This window comes from Pseudomonas cavernae (genome assembly GCF_003595175.1).
Classification (GTDB): Bacteria; Pseudomonadota; Gammaproteobacteria; order Pseudomonadales; family Pseudomonadaceae; genus Aquipseudomonas; species Aquipseudomonas cavernae.
The window spans coordinates 2,611,896-2,634,951 of record NZ_CP032419.1 but is presented as its reverse complement, the minus strand read 5'-3'; the positions used below and the strand labels follow the sequence as shown (position 1 = coordinate 2,634,951).

Sequence of the window (23,056 nt, the reverse complement as noted above, 5' to 3'; positions counted from 1 at the left end):
ATGAACACGCTGAACCTATTGCCCGGCCAACTGACCCTGGCTCAACTGCGCCTTATCCATCAGGGCCCGGTGCACATCACCTTGGATCACGGCGCCGCGGATGCCATCGAGCGCAGTGTGGCCTGTGTCGAACAGATTCTGGCCGAAGGCCGCACGGCTTACGGCATCAACACCGGCTTCGGCCTGCTGGCGCAGACCCGCATCGCCACCGAGGACCTGGAAAACCTGCAGCGCTCGCTGGTGCTGTCGCATGCCGCCGGTGTCGGTCAGCCGCTCGACGATGCGTTGGTGCGCTTGGTCATGGTGCTCAAGGTCAACAGCCTGGCGCGGGGCTTCTCCGGCATCCGCCGGACGGTGATCAATGCGCTGATCGCGATGATCAATGCCGAGGTCTACCCGCATATCCCACTCAAGGGCTCGGTGGGTGCCTCAGGCGACTTGGCGCCGCTGGCGCATATGTCCCTGGTGTTGCTCGGCGAGGGCCAGGCGCGCCATCGTGGCGAGTGGCTGCCGGCCACCGAGGCGTTGGCCAAGGCCGGGCTCGAGCCGCTGACCCTGGCGGCCAAGGAAGGCCTGGCGCTGCTCAACGGCACCCAGGTCTCCACCGCCTACGCGCTGCGCGGCCTGTTCGCCGCCGAGGATCTGTTCGCCGCCGCGACCGTCTGCGGCAGCCTGAGCGTCGAGGCCATGCTCGGTTCGCGGGCGCCCTTCGATCCGCGCATCCACGCGGCGCGCGGCCAGCGCGGGCAGATCGATGCCGCCGCGGCCTATCGCGATCTGCTCACGGCCAGCAGCGAGATCTCCCAGTCCCACGCGGACTGCGACAAGGTGCAGGATCCCTATTCCCTGCGCTGCCAGCCGCAGGTGATGGGCGCCTGCCTGACCCAGATCCGTCAGGTCGCCGAAGTCTTGAGCGTCGAGGCCAACGCGGTGTCCGACAACCCACTGGTGTTCGCCGCCGAGGGCGATGTGATCTCAGGCGGTAACTTCCACGCCGAGCCGGTGGCCATGGCCGCCGACAACCTGGCGCTGGCCATCGCCGAGATCGGCTCGCTGAGCGAGCGGCGCATCTCGTTGATGATGGACAAGCACATGTCGCAGCTGCCGCCGTTCCTGGTGGCCAATGGCGGGGTCAACTCCGGCTTCATGATCGCCCAGGTCACCGCCGCCGCACTGGCCAGCGAGAACAAGGCGCTGGCGCATCCGCACAGCGTCGACAGCCTGCCGACCTCGGCCAACCAGGAAGACCATGTGTCGATGGCGCCGGCTGCCGGCAAACGCCTGTGGGAGATGGCCGACAACGTGCGCGGCATTCTCGCCGTGGAGTGGCTGGGCGCCTGCCAGGGCCTGGACTTCCGTGAAGGCCGCAAGACCTCGCCGAAGCTGGAGCAGGCGCGGCAGGCGCTGCGTGAGCGGGTGTCCCACTTCGAGCAGGATCGCTTCTTCGCCCCAGATATCGAGGCGGCCGGCCAACTGTTGGCGTCGCGCTGCCTGAACGTACTGGTGCCGGCCCAGCTGTTACCGAGCCTCTAAGCAGGCTCTAAGCCGGGAAGCCTGATTCCCGGCCCGACCCAATTGCCGTGCGCGGCCTGTCTCGCGGGCTGCGCACGGCTTTTCGCCCGACAAAAATAATCAGGAAAGCGAAATGCAACAGCATTCCAACGGCTTGCAGCGCGGCCTCACTGCGCGTCATATCCGCTTCATGGCGCTTGGCTCGGCCATCGGTACGGGCCTGTTCTATGGCTCTGCGGCGGCTATCCAGATGGCAGGGCCGGCTGTCCTGCTGGCCTACCTGATCGGTGGCGCCGCCGTGTTTATGGTGATGCGCGCCCTCGGCGAGATGGCGGTGCACAACCCGGTGGCCGGCTCGTTCGGCCAGTACGCCAGCAGCTACCTGGGGCCGCTCGCCGGCTTCATCACCGGCTGGACCTATGCCTTCGAGATGATCATCGTCTGCCTGGCGGACGTGACCGCCTTCGGCGTCTACATGGGCTTCTGGTTCCCGGAAGTGCCGCGCTGGATCTGGGTACTGGCGATCGTGTTGTTCATCGGCGCGCTCAACCTGTGCAACGTCAAGGTCTTCGGCGAGCTGGAGTTCTGGCTGTCGCTGCTCAAGGTCGGCGCCATCGTGGCGATGATCGCGGCAGGCTTCGGCATCATGCTCTATGGCCTGGGCAGCGCCGAGGGGAGCGGGGCGGCCACCGGTATCCACAACCTGTGGGCGCATGGCGGCTTCATGCCCAACGGCATCGGCGGCCTCATCGCTTCCTTTGCCGTGGTCATGTTCGCCTTCGGCGGCATCGAGATCATCGGCATCACCGCCGGTGAGGCGAAGGACCCGCAGCGGGTCATCCCACAGGCGATCAACGCGGTGCCGGCGCGCATCCTGCTGTTCTACGTGCTGACCCTGTTCGTGCTGATGGCGATCTACCCCTGGCCGCAGATCGGCAGCCAGGGCAGCCCCTTCGTGCAGATATTCGACAGCCTGGGCATCGCCTCGGCGGCGGCCATCCTCAATGTCGTGGTGATTTCGGCCGCCGTCTCCGCCATCAACAGCGACATCTTCGGCGCTGGGCGGATGATGTATGGCATGGCTCGTCAGGGGCAGGCTCCAGCAGGCTTCGCGCGCCTGTCGCGCCAGGGTGTACCCTGGATGACGGTGCTGGTGATGGGCGGCGCTCTGCTGATCGGCGTGCTGCTCAACTACCTGATTCCGGAGAACGTGTTCCTGCTGATCGCCTCGATCGCCACCTTCGCCACAGTCTGGGTCTGGCTGATGATTCTGCTGTCACAGGTCGCCATGCGCCGTTCGCTGAGCAAGGAAGAAGCCGCCGCGCTGAAGTTTCCGGTGCCGTTCTGGCCTTTCGCGCCGGCCGCGGCCATCGTCTTCATGCTGTTCATCTTCGCCGTGCTCGGCTATTTCCCCGATTCGCGCATGGCCCTGTATGTCGGTGCCGTATGGATTGCCCTGCTGTCTATCGCTTACTGGCTGTGGGTCAGGCCGGCGGTAGCCAAACCGGGGTTGGCGGCCTCGAACCTGTTCTCCACGCATAGATAGGTAAGCGGAGTGTTCTGATGAAATCTCTCTGGCACCACTGTCACGCCGCGACCATGGTCGGCGGGCGTTACTCGATCATCGAGGATGCGGCGCTGGTCACCCGCGGCGAGCGCATCGAATGGATCGGCCCACGCGCCGAGCTGCCGGCCGCGGACTATGCCGAGACCATCGACCTCGGCGGCGCCTGGGTTACCCCTGGGTTGATCGACTGCCACACCCACACGGTGTTTGGCGGTAACCGCAGCGGCGAGTTCGAACAGCGCCTCGAAGGCGTCAGCTATGCCGAGATCGCCGCGGCCGGTGGCGGCATCGCCAGCACCGTGCGCGCCACTCGTGCGGCCAGCGAGGACGAGCTGCTGGCCAGTGCCAGCAAATGCCTGCGCAGCCTGCTGCGTGACGGCGTGACCACGGTCGAGATCAAGTCCGGCTACGGCCTCGACCTGGCCAGCGAACGCAAGATGCTGCGGGTGATCCGCCGCCTCGGCGAGACGCTGCCGGTCACCGTGCGCAGCACCTGCCTGGCGGCCCATGCGCTGCCGCCGGAATACGCCGAACGCGCCGACGACTATATCGCGCATGTCTGCAGCGAGATGCTCCCGGCCCTGGCGGCGGAGGGGCTGGTCGATGCGGTCGATGCGTTCTGCGAGTACCTGGCGTTCTCGCCGGCGCAGGTCGAGCGGGTGTTTATCGCCGCCCGCGCGCTGGGCCTGCCGGTCAAGCTGCATGCCGAGCAATTGTCGTCCCTCGGCGGCTCCAGTTTGGCGGCGCGCTATCAGGCGCTGTCGGCCGATCACCTGGAATTCATGACCGAGGGTGACGCCCAGGCCATGGCGGCTGCCGGTACCGTGGCGGTGCTACTGCCCGGCGCGTTCTACTTCCTGCGCGAGACCCAGCTGCCGCCGATGGCGGCGCTGCGCAAACATGGCGTGGCGCTGGCGGTTGCCAGCGACCTCAACCCCGGCACCTCGCCGGCGCTGTCCCTGCGGCTGATGTTGAACATGGCTTGCACGTTGTTCCACATGACCCCGGAAGAAGCGCTGGCCGGCGTCACCCTGCATGCCGCCCGCGCCTTGGGGCTAGAGGCGAGTCACGGTTCGTTGGAGGTCGGCAAGGTCGCCGACTTTGTCGCCTGGGACATCGCGCGGCCGGCGGAACTGTCCTATTGGCTCGGCGGCGAGCTGCCCAAACGCGTGGTCCGCCATGGCAAGGAGCTTATAAATGTTTGAGATCAACAATGCTTTCGAATTCAGCCGTGGCCGCGTGCCGCTGCTGATCAGCATGCCGCACGCCGGCACCCGCCTGACCCCGGCCGTCGAGGCGGGGCTGGTGGAGCAGGCGCGCAGCCTGCCGGACACCGACTGGAACATCCCCAGGCTCTACGACTTCGCCGCCGAACTGGGCGCCAGCACCCTGGCGGCCGGGTATTCGCGCTATGTGATAGACCTCAATCGACCGGCCGACGACAAGCCCTTGTATGCCGGGGCTACCACAGGCCTATACCCCTCGACCCTGTTCGATGGACAGCCGTTGTTTCGTGAAGGCGGTGAGCCCTCGGCCGAAGAACGGGAGCGTTATCTGGCCGAGATATGGGCGCCTTATCACCGCACAGTCGCGGAAGAGCTCGCGCGCATGAAGGCCGAGTTCGGCTATGCACTGTTGTTCGATGCGCATTCGATTCGCTCGCATATCCCCCGTCTTTTCGACGGCAAACTGCCAGACCTTAACTTTGGAACATTCAATGGCGCTAGTTGCGATCAGCGCCTGGCTGAAATACTGAGGGCAGTGTGCGACTCCGCGCCGACTTACAGTCATGTGCTCAACGGAAGGTTTAAAGGCGGGTACATCACGCGTAACTACGGCAATCCCTCGAACGACATTCATGCCATTCAACTTGAGCTTGGGCAGTGCAGCTACATGGATGAGCGTGCGCCCTTCACCTATCGAGAGGACTTGGCAAAGTCACTCCAGAAAGTTCTCAGAACGCTGCTGGAAAATATGCTTGCTTGGGGAGATGAGCAGTATCGGAAGTAAGCTGCCTCGTGCACTGCAGCAGCTTGCTGTCGAGCGCAACATCGGTAACCGGCCGCTGCTCGGCATATGGCATGGTCAAACCGGAAGGCTATGCCATGGATGGCGCCAGTTGGTAGGTGCGGGGCGCCTGAATTCATCGCGGACGGCTTGCGGGTATTCAGCCAACTGGTGCCCTTCGCTTCGGCACTCTAGGGCGAGATGCCCATGTCAGATGCGAGTGCACCGCCGCAAAGCTGGATGCACGGGCGAATCAATCTGAGCGAGTCGTTCGCCGCCGGATGGAACAATGAACGGCGGACAACCCAAGAACATTGAGAGGCAGGGCCGCAAGGGTAGGGGAGTAGGGCCCCCGCGGGACTACCCCAGCCCAACAGCCGCCAAGGCTTGCAAGGAAGTCCACCGATGGCGCGACAGCTGGGGCTGAGAGACGCCGTTTTATGGTGATTTATTGCCAGGAGCATAAATCACGGCTCCTGGCGCCTTTTGCGTCCCAAGTCTTGATCAGCTGATTACCCTCTGACCACTGAGTTCGTCGGCCCCGGCCAACTTGCCGACAGGCTCGAGTTCCTTCGACCTTCAAGAGTCGCCGCTGGTTGCTTGATACAGAACCGTCTCCACGCATTGCCTCGGCATCGAGCTTCGCGACCAGTTCAAGTTTTGGATTCTGCTTTTTAGCCCTCATTAGCAATCTCCGCTCAGTACCTGCCTGAATAGCCCCGGCTTTTCTAGAGACCGCTCTTGCCCGGCAGCCCAAGCTTGATACACCCGAGGTGCTAAAGGGCTGCGTCAAGAAGCAGAGGGTCGAGCCGGGCTGGCAGTTCCTGACTGGATTCCGGGAAGCTGTGCGCGTACGACCTGGAGTTCAAGTAGCCCGCATTCATGGCGAGTCCTGATATTCGGTCGTTGACACTCGGGCTGATAGTACTAATTTAAAGATGTGGGAAAATTTCCCACGAAACCACACTAACTGGTTCAGAGGGATCGTGCGGAAACCGCTGTTGCACATTCATGCTGCAGATAGATGGCCGCGCCGGTTGACTGGCCGCTCCAATGGGCGGCGGGGAATTTACTGGTCATTGCGTTCGATACGGAAATGACTACGCAACTCCAAGCGGAGGTGCATCATGCTGCTCAAGAAATGTTTGTTGGCTCTGGCAATTGGCGGAGTCCTGTCGGCATCGACCGTGCTGGTTCCGGACTACGTTTCGATTGGTTCAAGCGCGTATGCCGGTGAGGGCGGCAGTGGCGGCAGCGGCGGTGGAGGCGGCCACGGTGGTGGCTCCGGTGGCGGCGGCTCCGGTGGCGGTGGCTCCGGTGGCGGCGGCTCCGGTGGCGGTGGCTCCGGTGGCGGCGGCTCCGGTGGCGGCGGCTCCGGTGGCGGTGGCTCCGGTGGTGGTGGCTCCGGTGGCGGTGGCTCCGGTGGCGGCGGCTCCGGTGGCGGCGGCTCCGGTGGCGGCGGCTCCGGTGGCGGTGGCTCCGGCAGTGGAGGCTCCGGAGGCGGTGGTCACGGCGGTGACGGCGGAGGCGGTCACGGTGGTACCGGTGGCGGCGGCCATGGTGCAGCGGGCCATGCCGGTGACGGTCATGGAGGCCCGGGACGCGGCGACGCTGACCATGGTGGTATCGCTGGGAACAGAGGCCCAGGCAATGCCCATGACAACGACGCTGACAATGACGCTGACAACGATGCTGCAGATGCAGCCAGGGACGCTGCCAGAGCTGATGCAGATGCAGCCAGAGATGCAGCCAGAGATGCAGCAGACGCAGCCAGAGACGCTGCCAGAGCTGCTGCAGATGCAGCCAGAGATGCGGCCAAAGCGGCTGGCGTAGTGGGCGCAGATGCAGCCAGAGATGCTGCCAGAGCTGCTGCAGACGCAACCAGGGACGCTGCCAAAGCTGAGGCAGATGCAGCCAGAGACGCTGCCAGAGCTGCTGCAGATGCAGCCAGAGACGCGGCCAAAGCGGCTGCAGATGCAGCCAGAGTGGCTGACGACGACGCTGCAGATGCTGCTCGCGAGGCTGCCGAAGACGCTGCAGATGCAGCCAGAGAGGCTGCCGAAGACGCCGCAGATGTTGCCAGAGAGGCTGCGGAGGACGCCAATGAAGCCCCTGACGCACCGGACGCCCCTGACGCACCGGATGTCGACGTGGCTGAGGTAGAGCGCTAGGCCAGCGAGTTCCGAAATGAACACGCAGGCATACCCGTAGAAAACGTCCCGGGAGCTTGAGGGACGCATCAACTGGGAGTCGCAAACGGGGTTTGCGACTCCTTCGTGGTGCGCACGCGGGCGATGAACCGGGCGACGAACGCTCCGGGTTTTGTGGCCCGGGGCCGGGAAGTTGGACGGATGTTCTGCTCTAGGCGATGGGCGCGGGATTGCCGAGAGTCTCGGGCGAAAAGCTGGGCTGACCGCTCAGGGGAGTTTTTAGCTATCAACAGTTCTTAAGGAATGCATTGATGCAATTGCCCACTTTGCCTCCCTCTCTACTGCCGGCGCTGAAGCACGTCATGCGCCCATTGGTGAGGCTGATGCTCAAAAAGGGGGTCACCTATACCAGATTTGCCGACCTGCTCAAGGAGATATTCGTTGATGTAGCCGAGCGCGAATTTCGCCTCGACGACAAGCCTCCGACCGACAGCAGGATCAGCCTGCTGACGGGGGTGCATCGCAAGGATGTCAGGCGCCTGCGGGCCAAGGCGGTCGGACGAGCGGCCGGCCCGTCCGAGGATTTTTCGTTTGGGGCTCACTTGGTCAGCGTCTGGCTGAATAACTCGCCGTTCTGCGAGCGGCCCGGCCGGCCGCTGCCGCTGGACCGCCTGGCCAGCATTGGTGGCCAGTGTTCGTTCGATGGGCTGGTGGCTCAAGTCAGCAAGGATATCCGTGCCCGCGTTGTACTGGACGAGTGGCTTCGTCTGGGCATTGTGCGAATGGACGACCAGGATCGGGTCCTCCTGGAGACGATGGCATTCATTCCCACAAGGGGATTTGACGAGAAGGCAGCCTATTTCCAGCACAACCTCCACGATCATGCCAGCGCCGCCGTGCACAACCTTACCGAAGACGGGGCGCCTTTCTTCGAGCGCAGCGTCCACTACGACAGCTTGTCGTCAACCGGTGTCGACCAACTGCGCGAAGCCGTCAGTGCGGAAGGCATGCAGGTGCTGATCGGTTTTAACCAACTAGCCGCCGAACTGGAGGCCCGGGACGCCCCGAACCCGAACGCCAGGCAGCGAATCACCATCGGCCTTTATTTCTACACTGAACCCAATCCGTCAGCAGTACCCAACCCGACAACGGCCAGTTCGTCATGAACACTGCCACGCGCTTGCTGTGTGCCTTCGCTTTCATTTGCGGACCATTACTGCTGGCTTCTCCCGCGCTGAGCGCCGCACCGGTTTGCCTTGAGCCGGGCGGCATGGGAGCAACGGGCGCCGTTGCTACTGGCGGTATCGGCGGTACTGGCGCTCCAGCCAACGGTGGCATCGGAGGTACCGGCGCGTCCGATAACGGTGGAATAGGTGGTACCGGCGCACCAGCCGACAACGGTGGAATCGGTGGTACGGGCATTGTGGGAACCATCACCGGATTCGGCTCTATCTGCGTGAATGGCGTGGAAGTGCACTTTGATAGTAAGGCTTCGCTGAGTGAGAACGGCGTATCTGCCAGCAGCAACCAATTGGCCATTGGCCAAGTCGTGGCAGTGGAGGCCCGCAAATCGCCACGAGGGCTCGAGGCGCGGAGCATCGCGATCCTCCATGCCTATGAAGGTCCGATCACGGATGTGCCAACGGGCGCCGCTCCAATTCGGGTGATGGGGCAGCCCGTTCGCGTTGCCGCCGGGGCCCGTGTGGCAGAAGGGCTGCGTGTTGGCGAGCCGGTACGGGTCAGTGGCTTGCGCGATGCCCGGGGCATCGTTGTCGCCAGCCGGATCGATCGGGCACCGAAGCTGGCACAGGTCAGCGCCATCGGTGCGATCGAGCGAGCCGGTAACCTGCAAGGTTTGGCCCTTAGCGAGCCGCTGGCACCCAGCGGCGAGGTCCTGGTGCGCGGGACCTGGAATGGCAGGCAACTGAATGTCGTCCAGACGCGTAGCGATCCTGGCATGCCCTTCGCCGGACGGGTGCGTAACGCACTCGTGGAAGGCCTGGTGCGCGGACAGAAGGGAAATCGCATCGAGTTCGGCGGATTCACTGCCTATGTGGACAGCAGTACGTCCTATTTCGGCGGGCAGGCCGCCGACCTTGCAGTCGACCAGCGCATCCGGGTGTCCGGCGAGTTCGGCAAGGGACGGGATATTCGGGCCGCGCGCATCGAATTCTCCCGGGAGCAGCCTGCAACTCCCATCCGGGAGGGGGCCGGCCACCAGGACTCGTCTACGGACGAAAACGAGCAGCATGAGCACAGCGGCTCCGGTCGTGATGGCATTGAGTCACGCGCGCGTAGCAGCGATGGCGAGACGCGGGAGAGAATCGAACGGAGCGACGATGGCGACACCCGGGTGAGAATCGAGCGGAGAGAGGAATCCGCGTCCGGCGACTTGGAACGTCGCGAGCGGATAGAGACACGCGATTCCGGTGACCGCCTGGAAACCCGGGAGCGGATAGAGATTTTCGAGAACGGTGTGCGGGTCGAGCGGATCGAGAGAATCGAGAGAATCGAACGCTCGGACCGTGTTGATAAACCGGAACGGGTTGAACGCGTAGAGCGTGTGGACAAGCCTGAACGCGTCGAACGACCAGACCAGGTTGAACGGGTGGAGCGGGGCGAGAGGGTGGATCGGTCCGGGCCCCATTAGAGGCCCAATCTATCTCTGCTGGAGGCAGGCATATGCCCAAGCGGGTAGCAGATGGCCGGCTAAGCTAAGCAGGGCCAGCGTCCTGGAAGGAATTGGGCAACCGGGCTCTATGAAGTTTCCGCCAGGGTAATGGCATTGATCGTGATGTGAACTTCGGTGTCTGGATTGCAACGAGGTAAACATGAGAGCTGCTCGCCTGATCATGCCGGGCCTTTTGGTGTCCCTGGTCTTGCCGGTCCTTGCCGATGAATTCACGGTTTCTTCAGGGTTTGATTACTCGCGGGGGAAATACGGGACCCCAACAACCAGCGAGACCTGGTATGTCCCGGTGGTCGCTAAGTATGAAACCGGTCCCATGATCTATAAGTTGACCATCCCGTACCTGCGCATCACCAATCCCTCGGTGGGGCCGGATGGCGAACCATTGCCAGGGGACTGCGGCAGCGTTGAAAAAGGCCTGGGGGACACTGTGGCGAGTGCGAACTTCGCGCTGTTGGACGGCAGTCGAGGTGATGGGCTGATCGTGGAGCTGATCGGCAAGGTAAAGCTGCCGACAGCCAATGAAGAAAACTGTCTCGGAACCGGCAAGACTGACTTCTCCGCCCAGTTCGACCTCACGCAAGCCTTCGGCGCTATCAGCGGCTTTGCTACTTTGGGCTGGAAGAACTTCGGCGACCCCTCGGAAACTAACCTCCGCGATCCGATTTTTGCTTCGCTCGGCTTTGTTACCCGACTAGCGCCTGCAACCTCCGTGGGCGCGGCCTATGACTGGCGACAGAAAGTGACTGCCGATGGCGATGAGATCCAGGAATTCACCCTGTTCTTGACCCAAAGGCTCAGCCCATCCTGGAAAGTCCAGCTGTATGCGCTCAAAGGGTTTTCCGATGCCAGTCCTGACTCCGGCAGTGGGTTGCAGCTCAGTCACTCGTTTTGAAGTGCTTGTGTGTGGTTTACCCAGACCATGTCCGCGTACAGAAAAGTCACCTTTCGAGATATAGCGCAGCACGTCAGCGTTAGCTGTTTGGTCTCGCTTGGCTTGATTCCGGAGTCTCGTGAAGAACCCAGACAGGACTGACTCAAGCTCATCGAGCCGATGATCGAACAGCAAGGCGTCAAGGCAATCGGCCTGGAGCTGTTCTTCGCAATGCTGCGTAGAGAGCTCGGGAACGAGTGCTGTCAGCAAGGCCGGCTCGTAAGACATCAGCCCAAACCGTGGACCAGAAGCGTGGCAGTCCAAAACTGTCCAACAGCTGCCAACCGCGGAGAGAGGGAGGGATTACATCAAAACGGAGATTTACGCAGGTCATGCGTAATCGTACTGAGGTAGAGGCAGCATCGGAAGCCGAGCTAGACACCTCGCAGAGCTAGAAGCGCGGTCTGGTGGGCATGGGGCGAGAAAAGAGCAGCCTGAAGTAAAAGACCACAATAACCCAGGCTAATGTATTAAGTATAAATCAATATGTTACACCGCTTTTGTGAGCGCGAAAGCGAGTTCGTTTTGAATTTTACTTCTGAAGAGTATGTAGGAGATTATTAGAGATTGAAGTAAATCTCCATAATGGAGAATAAGCGGCCCGCCCACTGCGTTAGATTAGAATTGAATTAGCACAGCACTATAATTCTGAAAAAATATATCTCATTGCGCTCTCGTTACTACAATGGCAACTGGAATACTCCGCTGAATGGAATCTAAATAAGGATCAGTATATCCGCCTAGCATCTAAGCTTGGGGGATATTATGCAGAAAAAAAGCAAAACGGCAGCGTTTACTGAAAGAGGTTTCGCATTCGGAAACATCTGGAAATTTTACAGTTTTAAAGCTGGGAAAATTGTCGAGCTCCGAAATGATCGTCAATTGGCTCACTGGCTGCTAAATATCGAATTTGACTCAAGTATCAGAGAGTTTGAAATCGGTAAAGTCGAGCGCGCACTAGACGAATCAAAGCGAGAAAAAATTTACTCTTTCTCCGCCATCGTGACTCCCTTACTGTCGCCAGTCGAATGGCATGATATCTTCTTGCAGCAACCTCAGACGGGCTCAGTGCAGTGGAATGAGTGCGAGGAGAAAAGACTTTTAGCCCTAAAGCACAAAGCTATATATCGTCTATACGACGATTATTCATACTTTCCCCGCAAACAAAAAATATTCCCGCTTCTTAAAGTTGCCACGCTTCTCTCAAGCGGGAAAAACATAGCCATACCGCAGCAGCTAATTGAAAAAGCTCATGCCCATATAAATGATCAGCAGTCTGGCTATATTCGTGACTATTTGTCCGTACTGAATTCATTTAGTACAACCACCTCGCTTCTCTATTTTAGTAGATTATTTGCCTCGGGAGAAATCCAAGTTGAATTCGATGAGGCGTTTTTCCACATGAAAACCAAGTGGAGAAAAAATGATCAATAAAATAACTATGAATGACATACATTCCGTTGGAGCGCTAACGGTCGAAAGCTCTCTCTTAGATGGCGATAAGAGAGCAGCATTTTTGTTGAGGAGAGAAGCCGTAGAGCAAGCGCTAGATGGTGTAGAAAGGAGTGAAATCTCGGAGCGGACGGGAATCTCTAGCTCCGAGCTCTCCAGATATATTGCTAGGTATACCACCTTGGCGCCCACAGGAAAGTATTGGGGTGAGGCAGCATTAATTCCAAATTTTAGAATCAAACAATATACGCGTACTTTACCAGTCAAAGGTAAGCGAACAGAGCAAAGAGGTGGGTATAGTGGCGCTCTAGTAGCGACGCTTAAAAGATACCCTCAGGTACACGAGGAGTTCATTGTTCATGTACTAAAGAAAAAGCAAGGACTTGAAGATGGAATACACTTCAGCAAAAGGTCGCTTGCTTCTAGCTTCTACAAGTTATTGGAAGATGCTGGTGTTACGAAGGATGAATGGCCTTTCAATATTTTGAGTATGGGAATAAGAACAGTCTATTCATACGTCCAATCCATACTAGACAGTGATTTTGCCCAGGCCGCATTTGCTTTGGGAGGGGGGAATGCGAAAATTCACTCGAAAGTTGGGAGCGGTCATGAGCGCCTTCTCGTACCATCAGAAATCTTTGATGTAATGCAAGTTGATGCATGGAAGATAGATGGATACTTTGTTCTAAACATAAAGCCAGACAGAAAAGTAACTACCGAGGATGTTGTCGACAGATTTTGGTTTAACGCGGCTGTCGACGTTTATAGTGGAGCGATTTTTTCTTATAAGTTGTGTTTTTCCAGTGAGACTCGAGCTCAAGATGTTATAGATGTATTAAGTGGAGCATATACGGGTAGTTGGAGGCCTCTTGAAGAGCCTGAGATCCCCGGCGTACATTACCTGAGTGGCGCTGGCCTCCCTGGTTTTTTATTCCCCGAAATTAAAAACAATCTTTGGGGGGCAATTTATCTCGATAACGCAATGCAGCATCATTCAAATAATGTTAAAGACCTTATAACCAAGAAACTCAGTTTCGCCGTAAATTATGGCCAGCTGCAGAGTCCGGAAAGACGTTCTATTATAGAGAACTTGTTTAAGCAAACAGCCTCAATGTTCATGCACAAAATTCAGTCAACTACAGGAAGCAGTCCTGGGCGCGGGCGATCAGGTGACCCAGAAAGTAACGCGGTCGCCTACGAAGTTGACGTAGAGGAGGCGATTAAATTGACCGATATTTTTGTCGCCAACTACAATTCTATGCCAAAGGGAGGCGGGTCTTTTTCGCTGAGCCCACTAGAAATACTCCGGTGCCGCCTTAGTGACACTAACATATTAAGGGTAAATATTAACTCTGAAGATCTGGTTATTGGAGGTCTCAATTCTCATTCGGTGAATTTAACCGTTCGGGGAAGTATCGAGAAGGGCACAAGGCCATACGTCCAGCTTGACAAGGTTAGATATACTAGTCCAAAGCTTTCATCGCGGCCGAGCATGATAGTTACAAAACTGACCGTTATTGTTGACCCAGAGGACTATCGGAAAGTTACCGCTTATTTACCATCGGGGGTCTTTTTTGATGAGCTGAAAGCTTTGGGGCCTTGGGGCAGGGAAAAGCACAGCGTGATGACTCGTAGACTCATTAATCGGGCCCTGTCAAAAAAGACATTTATCCTTAACGGAGGAGAAAGTGTGATCACTGCTTGGCGCGATCATCTAGAGAGTAATAAGAGCAAGAAAAATAATCTCGAGCTATTAAGGCAACAGAAAGAGTCGGACGGCGGTTCTGATCAATCTACTGCACTGCCAGAACAGTTAATTGATCACGACGCAGAGCAAGAAAATATTGAGATATTTTACGATCTCCCTCAAGTGTTGATGCCTGGGGAGTCAGTTTAATCTTAGCTCAGGAGCTACGCCATGGACTTAGATCATCCAATTCTCAGCACCTACTTCTGGGTTTCAACCGCTCAAGTTTCTAAGATTTGCAGCTTGGCCGAGTTCAAAGTATTAATGCGCAAGACTGGAGTTATTTTTTGCGGGCAATCTAGGCTTGGCAAAACAAAATGTTGCGAAATTATCGAAAAGACTTTGAGGAAAACAAATTCCCGATCCTATATCACGCTTTTGCCAGCAGTAAACAGAGAGGGGAATAGCCATGCAACCGTTATCCAGCAGTTGGCTAACGTATTAGGCGTATCTCTGAGTCGAAGCAAAACTCGGCTATCTGTGTTTCTCGAAGTGGTAGATACAATCGTATTCAACACTTTGGAGTCTAGAGGCAATCAGTTTGTTCTGCTTATTGATGAGCTTCAGCGTTTCGGAAGGGATGACTTTTACCAATTAGCGGATTTGTATAATGCTCTAGATCTGAAGCAAATCAAAATGACAGTAATCTCTTTTGCAATGCCGGAGATTATTGACAAGCGCGACGACTTTTTGCGCACAGAGCAGCGGCAAATTATTTCCAGATTTATGAGTGAGGTGATTAGCTTTAAGGGTCTTCAGTCAGAAGAGGAGATGCGTGTAATCCTTAAGTCCTACGATGATATCTCTACCTATCCCGAGGGTTCTGGAATTACGTATACCCGTCATTTTATGCCAATTGCATACGATAACGGCTTCCGTTTGGAGGAGCTTTCAAAACTGTTTTGGAGAGAATTGAACAAGCTGTCCTCAGGGTTTTATGTCAAGAACCTCCCAATGGAACATTTCATGATGTCCATTAAGTATTTCTTAATTACTGCCGAAAGGCATGATCCTATTCCCAAGAGTGCAATTGAAGGGCTTATTCGTAAATCAGCTGAAGAATCTAATCTGGCTGAATTCTGCAGGTTTGGATCTAAATCCGTATGAACTCGTGCAGATTTTACAGCGGCGGAGTTTTCCCTTATGAGTCCTCCGTCAGTATAATTTGTAATTTAAGAATTTTAAATTTCTTAACACTCAAAAATTATTGCTCAAAACTTAATCACCGGTGGGACGACTGTCGAAGCGAGTTCAAATCTTTGTGGGAATTGCCGCCCAAAAATACACAACTCTTTTTACCCAGCTCAAAGCACGCTTACGAGTTGCATTTTCCCGGAGTCTACTGTCATCCGAAGTCTGTGATTCGCGGTGATGAGAACTTTAGATACTGCGAGAAGTGTATTAGATTTGGCTATCACTCCGTTTTCTGGTTAATCAGAAGCGTAAATAGATGCGTAATACATGATATTTCTTTACGCGAGATGTGCCATTCCTGTAGCCGTCTTATGGGTGTGGGAACCAAGGCCTGGACTTGCTATAACTGTGGTTACGAGCTTTTATCAATGGAAAGGCAAATCGCGCACCGAAGGAATAAATTACTGCACTATGAATTCTTACAAGCCGGAAAAATTTTGCATCGTTGGTTTGACAAAATTGTAAATGAAGTGCGAAACGGGAACTATTATGCCGAGCTTTTCTTTTCTGGCACTCCACAGAGTGAAGCATATTCCACTAGCGTGCTGGAGCCACTTTTTGGATTTAGCTTTGATGGCCTGGTTAGTCAAGTCGATTACGACCATTCGAAATTAATATGGGTTTGCACTAAAGGTTTGGAGTCCGGCAGGCATCCAAAAGATAGGAGAACGTTTGAAAAATATATCAAGGAAGAGTGCGATGCGGTAAAGGCACAGTATTTAGGTGGCCACACCGATTGTCTTCAAGCTACTGATCAGGTGTTGGGGTATCCAGACGGACGGAGTAGGTATTGTAATTTTTGCCCTGTTTCAGTTGCTTACAGTTTTCTCCGGTTCTCCTTGGCGCGCCCTTCTTGGCCTCTCCCATTTACGTTGTGCCCATCTTTAGCTGATTACGGCAGGTTTATCGCTAAATCCAATTTTTATAATTGGCTATTTGAAAGTCGACGAAAATTTATAAGGTATATATTTTTATATTACTTGGGGCATCTGGAAGAGTCGCTGAGTAGACGAAAAAGCATCTATCTATTTGGACGCGGAGGCGGTAATTTTGATAGGACGCTGTGGTGCAATGGATTAGGATTCATGTTCAGATCTAACTATGGATTGAGGCATCGATGCCAAAGCTGTCAAGAGATGGATAGAATTCCAGCTTTGGCGAGAGAAGGAGGTAGTAGCCGCATCGCACTAATCTTTCCAGATGATGCTGATTGTCCGATTCCTTATATAAATTTTACGGAGGGTGGCGGGCTGATTTTTTAGTTATCTGAGGCATGTAAAGCCACTGCAACATTATTGCTGTTCATTCTTCGTGTCTTTGAGTAACTTCACAGCCCGACTTTCAAGCAAAACACCGGCTTGGCTTAGGCCGGGTATTTCTAGTGCCTTGCGCATCCATTTTGGCATCTTGCATGCCATTAATGTGGTTAGGTCTTCGGGCCTGAGCGCTTTCTTGACCGCGGCAATGCACTCCGGTGTCGAGCCGTTTTTACCGAGATAAAATAGTGCACTGATGGCCGTCCCCACCTCTGACCCAGCATGTTGCATGACCATTGGGGCTGCATGTACCAGCCGGACTTCACCTTTCCCTATAAATACTGATCGGCTGGGCCCGCTGGTGCAATAGATCGGAATAAGCGGCATCTGGGTGCTCAGTCCAAACCTCCTGACCGCATTGGCACCATGGATCTGCAGAGCCTGACGGTTCTGCCTGGCAATCACGCTCACCACTTCCCATGCGTTTGGGCGAACCCGTGCAACGTATCGACTGGATTTCGGGCGCATGTAGATTCCTCGATACACCCGCTCAAGCTCACCTCGGTTGACCAGCAGTGCTATTGCCTTGGATACGGCGCCTCTCGCTCCAAGTTCCGCGAAACGCCTGATGCTGAAGGGTTGCCCTTTGGGTAGGTGCTTGACCCGTTGCGCAATGCGGGTGGATACCGACAGGGCACGATCAGTGCGGGACATTGCAGCCCCCACGTCTATAGCGTGAACTCCAATGACGAGCTGAACAGTGGCCAATGTAGGGCGATCATTCGCCGTCGATACGCATCATCTAGCGCATCACTCACCAGGCACTCTTCGAGGCGGCCCAGTGAGTAAATCTGGGCCGCCGACGGGTAGTGCCTGAGCAGGCTTTTCGCATAGCTGCGGATATCCTCGGGAAGCTCAGCGTTGCGAGAGAGCTCTCGCAAGAATTCTTCGGTCTTGATGACGCTGCGGGTTCTTTCGTGGGGAAGGGTCAATGCGTTATCTCCTGATTCAGTCAACCACGTCTGCCGATGCCTGAGTTCTGACCTCCATACAAGCATCAAAAGCAAGCCAGCAACTGTTGCCGGTAGTGCCTGGAAAAGCTGACCTGATGGTTCGGCTCAGCTGCAGAGTCCCCCGAGGTGAAGATGCTTGTAGCTCCCGTCTCAATTGCCAGCGCGGTGCGATTGCCAATACTGTCATCCACGCCATCGATATTGCCGATAGCCCCAATCCAGCCAGATATTGAGCCTGAAGTGGAGGCTGGCATCTGTACCTCGTTCAGCACCGCTAGGTCATCCGGCAGATCATCTGCAATTCTCTCCGCCAAACACTGCAACGTCGGCTCCGCCAACATGAATAGCCACGCCTGTTCATCGGGCTCGCCTGTGCGTCGAAGCACTCGCCCCAGCACTTGCCGGTAATGCAGCTCGGTGCGGATGCGGCTGAGATAGCAGCACACCTGGAGGCGGGGGATGTCCGTGCCTTCGCTGATCATGCCAACCGCGATAATCCACCGGCAGGCGCTGTGTCTGAACGCATTGATCACCTGCTGCGCATTCGGGGTTTTGTTGGTCACAATGTGGCAACCTTCGCCTCTGGCTTCCAGGGCTAGGGCAACTTGCTGGGCGTGCTCGATGTCGGTGGCAACCACCAAGCCTGCCGCATCGGGCTTGATCAGGCGAAGCTCATCCAGCTTGCTGCACCCAAGACCGAGCAACTGATCGATCACTTCGTCATGGCGTAGTAGCTCTTCGTAGGTGACAGGGGATTCCCCCAATAGTTTGGCGATGCTGGGAAACATCCTGACAGTGCTCTCTGTGTCCAGCTCCTCGGTAAGTTTCACCTTCTGGTTGTCGAGCAGAACAATACGAGGGGAGCGGCACACCCCATCAGCAATGGCCTCTTTCAGTCCGTAGCGGTAATCGCAGATCAGGTGTCCCTCGGGCGAGGAGTAGCGAGCGAGGGCAATGGCCCGGTCGTCCGAACGCCATGGCGTGCCGGAGAGAGCCAAGGTGAAAGCTGCCCTGTCCTGTATCCGCTGAAGAATTTGCTGGCCCCAGGCGTTGCTCAAAAGTACATCGTGGCCGGCGCAGTGGTGGATCTCGTCAAAAACCGCGAACACACGGTAGTCATCGAGGAGTCGCCAGAACGCCTCATCCCGGTATTCCATGGCTTGATAGGTGAACGCCGCCCCCACTGCGCCGAGTTGGCCGTCCAAGCGTTTGCCGAGCACCGCAGCAAAGGACGAGCGAAAGCCCTCGACAACCTGGCAGGATGGCGCGAAGCAGAGCACCAGATCGATCCTGTCCTGCCCAAGCAGCCTGCTGGCCAGCTCTGCCGCCATGCGCGTCTTGCCGGCGCCCGGCGTTGCCTGGCAGAAGAAGTGCGGCGTGGCAGTAAAGTGCTCCAGTGCTGTGTCGATGCAGCGGCGTTGCCAGTTTCGCAGCAGTGTGGTCATCGTGCGGAGGCAAGCGTCTTGAGCGTTTTCTCGATGGCGCGGAGATGGCCCAGCAGACGCGAGCTCCGGTCTCTAGCTTCCAAGTACTCACCTTCGACCTTGTCCCGGAGATGCGGCATCTCATCGAGGAGCAGCTTGTATCGCTCCGCCTCACCCATCGATGCCAGGAAGTCCAGCCTGATTTCCTTGTGGAGCGCTTCCAGGTGCTGATCCGCATCGGCTGATGGTTGCGGAACCGCCGCATTATCGAACGCTGACGGCTCCTGCTCTGGCTCACAAGAAGTCTTGTGGCCGTTTTCGAATCCGTTATCGATCAGCTCCAGTTGCAGATGTGCCGGGATGGGCAGCAGGTGGTAGACCTGTCCCCGTGTGCGGCGCTCTTCGTCATGCACGAGCCAGCCTAGCCGCAGCATTCGGCGGATCTGCTCATACACGTAGCGGCGGACATCGCCGATGCGAAAAGTCATGCCTTCCAGACGCTTGGCGTAGGCATCGCGCAGTTCACGGATCGTGAACCGTGTACGCCCTTCCTCCTGAAGCAGCTCATACAGCCGCCTGTCGAAGATGAACGAGGCTGATTTCATTGAGGCACCAGAGGAGATAACGCTGAAATACGGATTATAGTCCGTGGTCTGTGCGTCCGTAAACGCATGATATTGCCGTCTCAGCGGGATTGAGACGGTTATGGATAAGTTGGCGAAAGCGTTGGGCGGGCGCATCCGAGCGCAGAGAAAGGCCTGCCGGATTTCTCAGGATGCCTTGGCGCTGGCCTGCAGTATCGACCGCAGCTATATGGGGCGGATCGAGCGTGGTGAAGTAAGCATCACCGTCGAGAAGCTGTATCGGATCGCGGGCCAACTCGCCTGTGACCCGTCCTGTCTGCTACCTCAGATGTCCGAACTGAAGCTAACCTGAACGATCTCTGGGTTTAAGAAAGTCGCAGTTGGCCGTCGCGCGGCGTGATCCACACGCTTGAGTATGGCTTGCCGGCCTAGTCGCTTCGGCCAACTTTGCTTTTCGCTGGCGGAGTCGGTTTATCTACGGCCTTAGTTGCGCGCTCGCCCTTGCGTGGCTGCCGACGGCCACCTTGCCTGGCCTTGCTCAAGCTATTCAGTTCGCTCTGTAGGTCCTGACTGCGCTGCTCCAGTACCAGTTTGGCGGTTACTTCCGCGCTGAGCTGACTCTGTAGAGCTCCCAGGGTCTGAACGTTTTGATCCAGCAGGCGTTGCTGGGCCTGCTGATCCCTATGCAACAGTCTTGCCTCGGTGAGAAGGCGTTCGTTGTCGCGATTCAGTTGGGTCAGTTCGCCCTGCTTGATGATCAGTGTCTGCTGCAGCTGACGCACTTCCAACTGAAGTTGCTGCGCCTGCGACTCGTGTCGGCGTTGTTCCTGCTCACGCTGTTCCCGGCTGGCCTGGCGGTAGTGTTCCAGGGTGTCGCGTGCATGTTGGTGTTTTTCCTCCAGCGAGTGGATCTGTGCGTCGCGATCCTTTAGTCGCTCTTCCAGATCGCGATTAGCCTGCTGCAGGCGAGCGATCTCGATCTCGGCCTGCTGCCGTTGCTCGCTTGCATGCTGCAGCTCGCGATGAGTCACCTGAAGTCGTTCGGCATCGAGGGTGGCCTGGTCTTCCAGTTGCTGGATGCGGCTTTCGGCCTGTCGAATCCGGTGCTGGTAGTCGATCCGCTCACGCCCCAACTGCTCTCGCTCGCTAGCGACGGTAGCTTGCGCCTCTTCCTGCAACTGGTCGGCCAGTTGGCTCACCAAGTTGGTCAGTTGCTCGCTCAGAGAAAGCGGCACCGCCCCACGGCCGCGGTCGGCGGCTTCCAGCTCTTTCAGGTAGCGGTGGATAGTGGTCTTCGAGCCGGTATTACCCAGTTCAACCCGTACCGCGTCGATGCTCGGGTGCTCGCCGCGGGCGAGGAGGGCGGTGCGAGCCTTCTGTACCACCGCCTTGTTGATGCCGCCACGCGCCATGTCGATCTCCTACTATTTCATACTGTATTACATAGCCTGTATTTACATTCTATTTTTCAGCGATCCTTTTCACTAGATGGAAGCTCAATTAAAATTGGATAATCACGAATTATCCAAGGTTAGGCCGCATTTCGACCGGATTTGCGTCGAAACGCAGTACGCCAGGGCGGGAGGGGCGATGCATCAGGACGTCGAGCGCTACCTGCAGGCGGGCAGCCGGGCCAACACCCGGCGCAGCTACCAGCAGGCGATCGAGCACTTCGAGGTGAGTTGGGGCGGCTTCCTACCGGCGACCAGCGACGCCATCGTGCGCTACCTGGTGGATCACGCCGGCACCCTGGCCAGCAGCACGCTCAAGCTGCGCCTGGCTGCTTTGGCCCAGTGGCATACCAGTCAGGGCTTTCCCGACCCGACCAAGACGCCGCTGGTACGCCAGGTGCTGAAGGGCATCCGCACCCTGCACCCGAAACCGGAGAAGCAGGCGGAGCCGCTGCAACTACGCGAACTGGAACAGTGCGTCGCCTGGCTGGAGCGGGCAGGGGAAAAGGCACGTGCGGAGGGCGACCTGCCACGGCTGCTGCGCTGTTGGCGCGACCGTGCACTGCTGCTGATCGGCTTCTGGCGCGCCTTCCGCAGTGACGAACTGTGCCGCCTGCAGGTCGAGCACATCCAGGTCAGGCCGGGGGAGGGCATGCAGCTGTTCCTGCCCTGGAGCAAGGGCGACCGCGACAACCAAGGCCAGACCTACCGCGCGCCGGCGCTGGCTCGACTCTGTCCGGTACAGGCGTACACGGACTGGATCAGCGTGGCGGGCATCGCGCGCGGAGCGGTGTTTCGTGGCATCAACCGCTGGGGCCAACTGCAGGACACGGCGCTGCACCCTAACAGCGTGATCCCGTTGCTGCGGCAGACGCTGCAACGCGCGGGGCTGGACGGCGAGCTGTACAGCAGCCATTCCTTGCGCCGCGGCTTTGCCACCTGGGCGACGCGCAACGGCTGGGACCAGAAATCCTTGATGAGCTATGTCGGCTGGAAGGACGCCAAGTCAGCGCTGCGTTATGTCGAGGCCGCGGGGTTCTTCGCCGGAAACCTGCAAGCGTCCGCCGTGCGAGCGATTTCGGCTGAGCCTTTTCCGGGCGAGGCTCGCTGACAAGAAAATTCAGTCGAGATTCTTGGCGAGGAAGTCGACCAGCAGGAGCGGATTCGAGCTGTCGATGACCGAGAACATCAAGTCGCGCTTACTCCGCGGCAGTTGCTTGGCGCAGCGCTTGGCGGTGGCTTTGATCGCCTCGTTGGTGCCGTGAATCTTTGCGGCCAACAGCAAGGCGATGGTCGCATCAACTATCGTCATGGGCTTATCGTTCCTTCCTGGCGAGCCCCGATCTGGCCCGATGCTGTCAGACCGCTTTCAACCGAGGCTGTATAAAAACGCAAATCCTGGATATTTTAGGGGGCACTTGACCCCATACCCAAGTGGAAAAAATCGCTTGTAGCGCCTTACAGCAAGTCGCATTTCTACCGAGTAGATCTCTCTGGGCGTTTTTACACAGTCTGGACCCGAGCAATGGGATGGACTCCTCCTCACCTCGGCATCTTGAAGTGCCAGACTGAAGGTGCGAACTACGGTCAACAGTGAGAAGGAGTCCACACATGAAGCTTATGCGCATGAGGGTCGACTCGGCCAAGAACGTGTTTCAGATCCACGGTGTGGATTGTCATGAGAAGCCGGTCTGGCGGCAGCGGCTGCCCCGCGATCGCTGGCTCCAAACGGTACTGGAGAAGATCGAGCCCGGTTGTGAGATCGGTATGGAAAGTTGCGGCGGTGCGCACCATTGGGCGCGACAGCTACAGGCATGCGGATTTCGGGTGAAGCTGATCGCGCCTCAGTTCGTCAAACCCTACGTCAAGAGCAACAAGAACGACGCCAACGATGCCGAGGCAATCTGTGAAGCGATGAGCCGCCCCAGCATGCGCTTCGTCGCCATCAAGACGATCGAGCAACAGGATATCCAGGCGACGCATCGCATCCGCAGCGGGTTGATCCATCAGCGCACGGCCAAGGCCGATCAGATTCGCGGTTTGGTCGCCGAGTACGGGTTTAGTTCGCTACAACTT

General features: G+C 57.4%; 21 protein-coding genes and 1 pseudogene. 16 read left to right on the top strand and 6 right to left on the bottom strand.

Annotation, left to right across the window (positions count from 1 at the left end; all coding sequences use genetic code 11):
* The 13 genes from hutH (at window position 1) to D3880_RS22740 (ending at window position 16,514) form a co-directional block, all read left to right on the top strand.
* On the top strand, window positions 1-1,533 hold the full coding sequence (gene hutH / locus D3880_RS12020) for a histidine ammonia-lyase (RefSeq protein ID WP_119893662.1): 1,533 nt from the start codon (window positions 1-3) through the stop codon (window positions 1,531-1,533).
* A gap of 112 nt (window positions 1,534-1,645) precedes the next feature.
* On the top strand, window positions 1,646-3,058 hold the full coding sequence (locus tag D3880_RS12015) for an amino acid permease (RefSeq protein ID WP_119893661.1): 1,413 nt from the start codon (window positions 1,646-1,648) through the stop codon (window positions 3,056-3,058).
* A gap of 17 nt (window positions 3,059-3,075) precedes the next feature.
* Complete coding sequence (gene hutI / locus D3880_RS12010; RefSeq protein ID WP_119893660.1) at window positions 3,076-4,284, top strand: imidazolonepropionase; 1,209 nt, start codon at window positions 3,076-3,078, stop codon at window positions 4,282-4,284.
* On the top strand, window positions 4,277-5,089 hold the full coding sequence (gene hutG, locus D3880_RS12005) for an N-formylglutamate deformylase (protein ID WP_119893659.1): 813 nt from the start codon (window positions 4,277-4,279) through the stop codon (window positions 5,087-5,089). The genes hutI and hutG overlap by 8 nt, the downstream gene beginning before the upstream one ends.
* Window positions 5,090-6,331: 1,242 nt before the next feature.
* A complete protein-coding gene (locus D3880_RS23195) occupies window positions 6,332-6,919 on the top strand; it encodes a hypothetical protein (protein WP_162934996.1) in 588 nt (195 codons plus the stop codon).
* Between the two features lie 21 nt (window positions 6,920-6,940).
* On the top strand, window positions 6,941-7,249 hold the full coding sequence (locus tag D3880_RS22755) for a hypothetical protein (RefSeq protein ID WP_162934995.1): 309 nt from the start codon (window positions 6,941-6,943) through the stop codon (window positions 7,247-7,249).
* A gap of 298 nt (window positions 7,250-7,547) precedes the next feature.
* On the top strand, window positions 7,548-8,402 hold the full coding sequence (locus D3880_RS11990) for a DUF6502 family protein (protein ID WP_119893657.1): 855 nt from the start codon (window positions 7,548-7,550) through the stop codon (window positions 8,400-8,402).
* A complete protein-coding gene (locus D3880_RS11985) occupies window positions 8,399-9,886 on the top strand; it encodes a DUF5666 domain-containing protein (protein WP_218567573.1) in 1,488 nt (495 codons plus the stop codon). Before D3880_RS11990 ends, D3880_RS11985 begins: the two co-directional genes overlap by 4 nt.
* A 181-nt stretch (window positions 9,887-10,067) precedes the next feature.
* Complete coding sequence (locus tag D3880_RS11980) at window positions 10,068-10,820, top strand: hypothetical protein (protein WP_119893656.1); 753 nt, start codon at window positions 10,068-10,070, stop codon at window positions 10,818-10,820.
* Window positions 10,821-11,624: 804 nt separating this feature from the next.
* The gene (locus D3880_RS22750) at window positions 11,625-12,293 is read left to right on the top strand and encodes a hypothetical protein (RefSeq protein WP_162934994.1); all 669 of its coding nucleotides are present in this window, start codon (window positions 11,625-11,627) and stop codon (window positions 12,291-12,293) included.
* Window positions 12,283-14,208, top strand: coding sequence for a helix-turn-helix domain-containing protein (locus D3880_RS22745; RefSeq protein ID WP_162934993.1), 1,926 nt, complete (start codon window positions 12,283-12,285; stop codon window positions 14,206-14,208). Before D3880_RS22750 ends, D3880_RS22745 begins: the two co-directional genes overlap by 11 nt.
* Before the next feature lie 21 nt (window positions 14,209-14,229).
* A complete protein-coding gene (locus tag D3880_RS11975; RefSeq protein WP_119893655.1) occupies window positions 14,230-15,165 on the top strand; it encodes an ATP-binding protein in 936 nt (311 codons plus the stop codon).
* 455 nt (window positions 15,166-15,620) lie between these two features.
* Window positions 15,621-16,514: a hypothetical protein gene (locus D3880_RS22740; protein ID WP_162934992.1), complete on the top strand. Its 894-nt coding sequence runs from the start codon at window positions 15,621-15,623 to the stop codon at window positions 16,512-16,514.
* Window positions 16,515-16,544: 30 nt separating this feature from the next.
* On the opposite strand, the gene D3880_RS11970 is transcribed toward D3880_RS22740, so the two are convergent.
* The 4 genes from D3880_RS11970 to D3880_RS11955 form a co-directional block, all read right to left on the bottom strand.
* Window positions 16,545-17,222 carry a DUF6088 family protein gene (locus D3880_RS11970; protein WP_238474348.1) on the bottom strand — a complete coding sequence of 226 codons (678 nt, stop codon included), beginning with the start codon at window positions 17,220-17,222 and terminating at the stop codon, window positions 16,545-16,547.
* A gap of 14 nt (window positions 17,223-17,236) precedes the next feature.
* Complete coding sequence (locus tag D3880_RS11965; RefSeq protein WP_119893654.1) at window positions 17,237-17,500, bottom strand: BPSL0761 family protein; 264 nt, start codon at window positions 17,498-17,500, stop codon at window positions 17,237-17,239.
* Window positions 17,501-17,565: 65 nt separating this feature from the next.
* On the bottom strand, window positions 17,566-18,966 hold the full coding sequence (locus tag D3880_RS11960) for a DEAD/DEAH box helicase (protein WP_119893653.1): 1,401 nt from the start codon (window positions 18,964-18,966) through the stop codon (window positions 17,566-17,568).
* Complete coding sequence (locus D3880_RS11955; protein WP_119893652.1) at window positions 18,963-19,550, bottom strand: hypothetical protein; 588 nt, start codon at window positions 19,548-19,550, stop codon at window positions 18,963-18,965. The genes D3880_RS11960 and D3880_RS11955 overlap by 4 nt, the downstream gene beginning before the upstream one ends.
* A 100-nt stretch (window positions 19,551-19,650) precedes the next feature.
* On the opposite strand from D3880_RS11955, the gene D3880_RS11950 reads away from it, so the two are divergent.
* Window positions 19,651-19,881, top strand: a complete 231-nt coding sequence (locus tag D3880_RS11950) for a helix-turn-helix domain-containing protein (protein ID WP_119893651.1) — start codon at window positions 19,651-19,653, stop codon at window positions 19,879-19,881.
* A gap of 76 nt (window positions 19,882-19,957) precedes the next feature.
* On the opposite strand, the gene D3880_RS11945 is transcribed toward D3880_RS11950, so the two are convergent.
* Window positions 19,958-20,941, bottom strand: a complete 984-nt coding sequence (locus tag D3880_RS11945) for a DNA-binding protein (RefSeq protein WP_119893650.1) — start codon at window positions 20,939-20,941, stop codon at window positions 19,958-19,960.
* Between the two features lie 178 nt (window positions 20,942-21,119).
* On the opposite strand from D3880_RS11945, the gene D3880_RS11940 reads away from it, so the two are divergent.
* On the top strand, window positions 21,120-22,091 hold the full coding sequence (locus D3880_RS11940) for a site-specific integrase (protein ID WP_119893649.1): 972 nt from the start codon (window positions 21,120-21,122) through the stop codon (window positions 22,089-22,091).
* 9 nt (window positions 22,092-22,100) lie between these two features.
* Here the strand turns inward: D3880_RS11940 and D3880_RS11935 are convergent, their stop codons facing one another.
* Complete coding sequence (locus D3880_RS11935) at window positions 22,101-22,292, bottom strand: DUF7740 domain-containing protein (protein ID WP_119893648.1); 192 nt, start codon at window positions 22,290-22,292, stop codon at window positions 22,101-22,103.
* A gap of 299 nt (window positions 22,293-22,591) precedes the next feature.
* Between D3880_RS11935 and D3880_RS11930 the strand changes: the two are divergent.
* Window positions 22,592-23,038 (top strand): annotated as a pseudogene (locus tag D3880_RS11930) (IS110 family RNA-guided transposase); the annotation flags it as partial.
* Window positions 23,039-23,056 lie beyond the last annotated feature (18 nt).

Coding starts and splice junctions, on each gene's coding strand:
- hutH (WP_119893662.1), top strand. CDS start 1: ATGAACACGCTGAACCTATTGCCCGGCCAACTGACCCTGGCTCAACTG.
- D3880_RS12015 (WP_119893661.1), top strand. CDS start 1,646: ATGCAACAGCATTCCAACGGCTTGCAGCGCGGCCTCACTGCGCGTCAT.
- hutI (WP_119893660.1), top strand. CDS start 3,076: ATGAAATCTCTCTGGCACCACTGTCACGCCGCGACCATGGTCGGCGGG.
- hutG (WP_119893659.1), top strand. CDS start 4,277: ATGTTTGAGATCAACAATGCTTTCGAATTCAGCCGTGGCCGCGTGCCG.
- D3880_RS22755 (WP_162934995.1), top strand. CDS start 6,941: ATGCTGCCAGAGCTGCTGCAGACGCAACCAGGGACGCTGCCAAAGCTG.
- D3880_RS11990 (WP_119893657.1), top strand. CDS start 7,548: ATGCAATTGCCCACTTTGCCTCCCTCTCTACTGCCGGCGCTGAAGCAC.
- D3880_RS11985 (WP_218567573.1), top strand. CDS start 8,399: ATGAACACTGCCACGCGCTTGCTGTGTGCCTTCGCTTTCATTTGCGGA.
- D3880_RS11980 (WP_119893656.1), top strand. CDS start 10,068: ATGAGAGCTGCTCGCCTGATCATGCCGGGCCTTTTGGTGTCCCTGGTC.
- D3880_RS22750 (WP_162934994.1), top strand. CDS start 11,625: ATGCAGAAAAAAAGCAAAACGGCAGCGTTTACTGAAAGAGGTTTCGCA.
- D3880_RS22745 (WP_162934993.1), top strand. CDS start 12,283: ATGATCAATAAAATAACTATGAATGACATACATTCCGTTGGAGCGCTA.
- D3880_RS11975 (WP_119893655.1), top strand. CDS start 14,230: ATGGACTTAGATCATCCAATTCTCAGCACCTACTTCTGGGTTTCAACC.
- D3880_RS22740 (WP_162934992.1), top strand. CDS start 15,621: ATGGAAAGGCAAATCGCGCACCGAAGGAATAAATTACTGCACTATGAA.
- D3880_RS11970 (WP_238474348.1), bottom strand. CDS start 17,222: ATGTCCCGCACTGATCGTGCCCTGTCGGTATCCACCCGCATTGCGCAA.
- D3880_RS11960 (WP_119893653.1), bottom strand. CDS start 18,966: ATGACCACACTGCTGCGAAACTGGCAACGCCGCTGCATCGACACAGCA.
- D3880_RS11955 (WP_119893652.1), bottom strand. CDS start 19,550: ATGAAATCAGCCTCGTTCATCTTCGACAGGCGGCTGTATGAGCTGCTT.
- D3880_RS11950 (WP_119893651.1), top strand. CDS start 19,651: ATGGATAAGTTGGCGAAAGCGTTGGGCGGGCGCATCCGAGCGCAGAGA.
- D3880_RS11945 (WP_119893650.1), bottom strand. CDS start 20,941: ATGGCGCGTGGCGGCATCAACAAGGCGGTGGTACAGAAGGCTCGCACC.
- D3880_RS11940 (WP_119893649.1), top strand. CDS start 21,120: ATGCATCAGGACGTCGAGCGCTACCTGCAGGCGGGCAGCCGGGCCAAC.
- D3880_RS11935 (WP_119893648.1), bottom strand. CDS start 22,292: ATGACGATAGTTGATGCGACCATCGCCTTGCTGTTGGCCGCAAAGATT.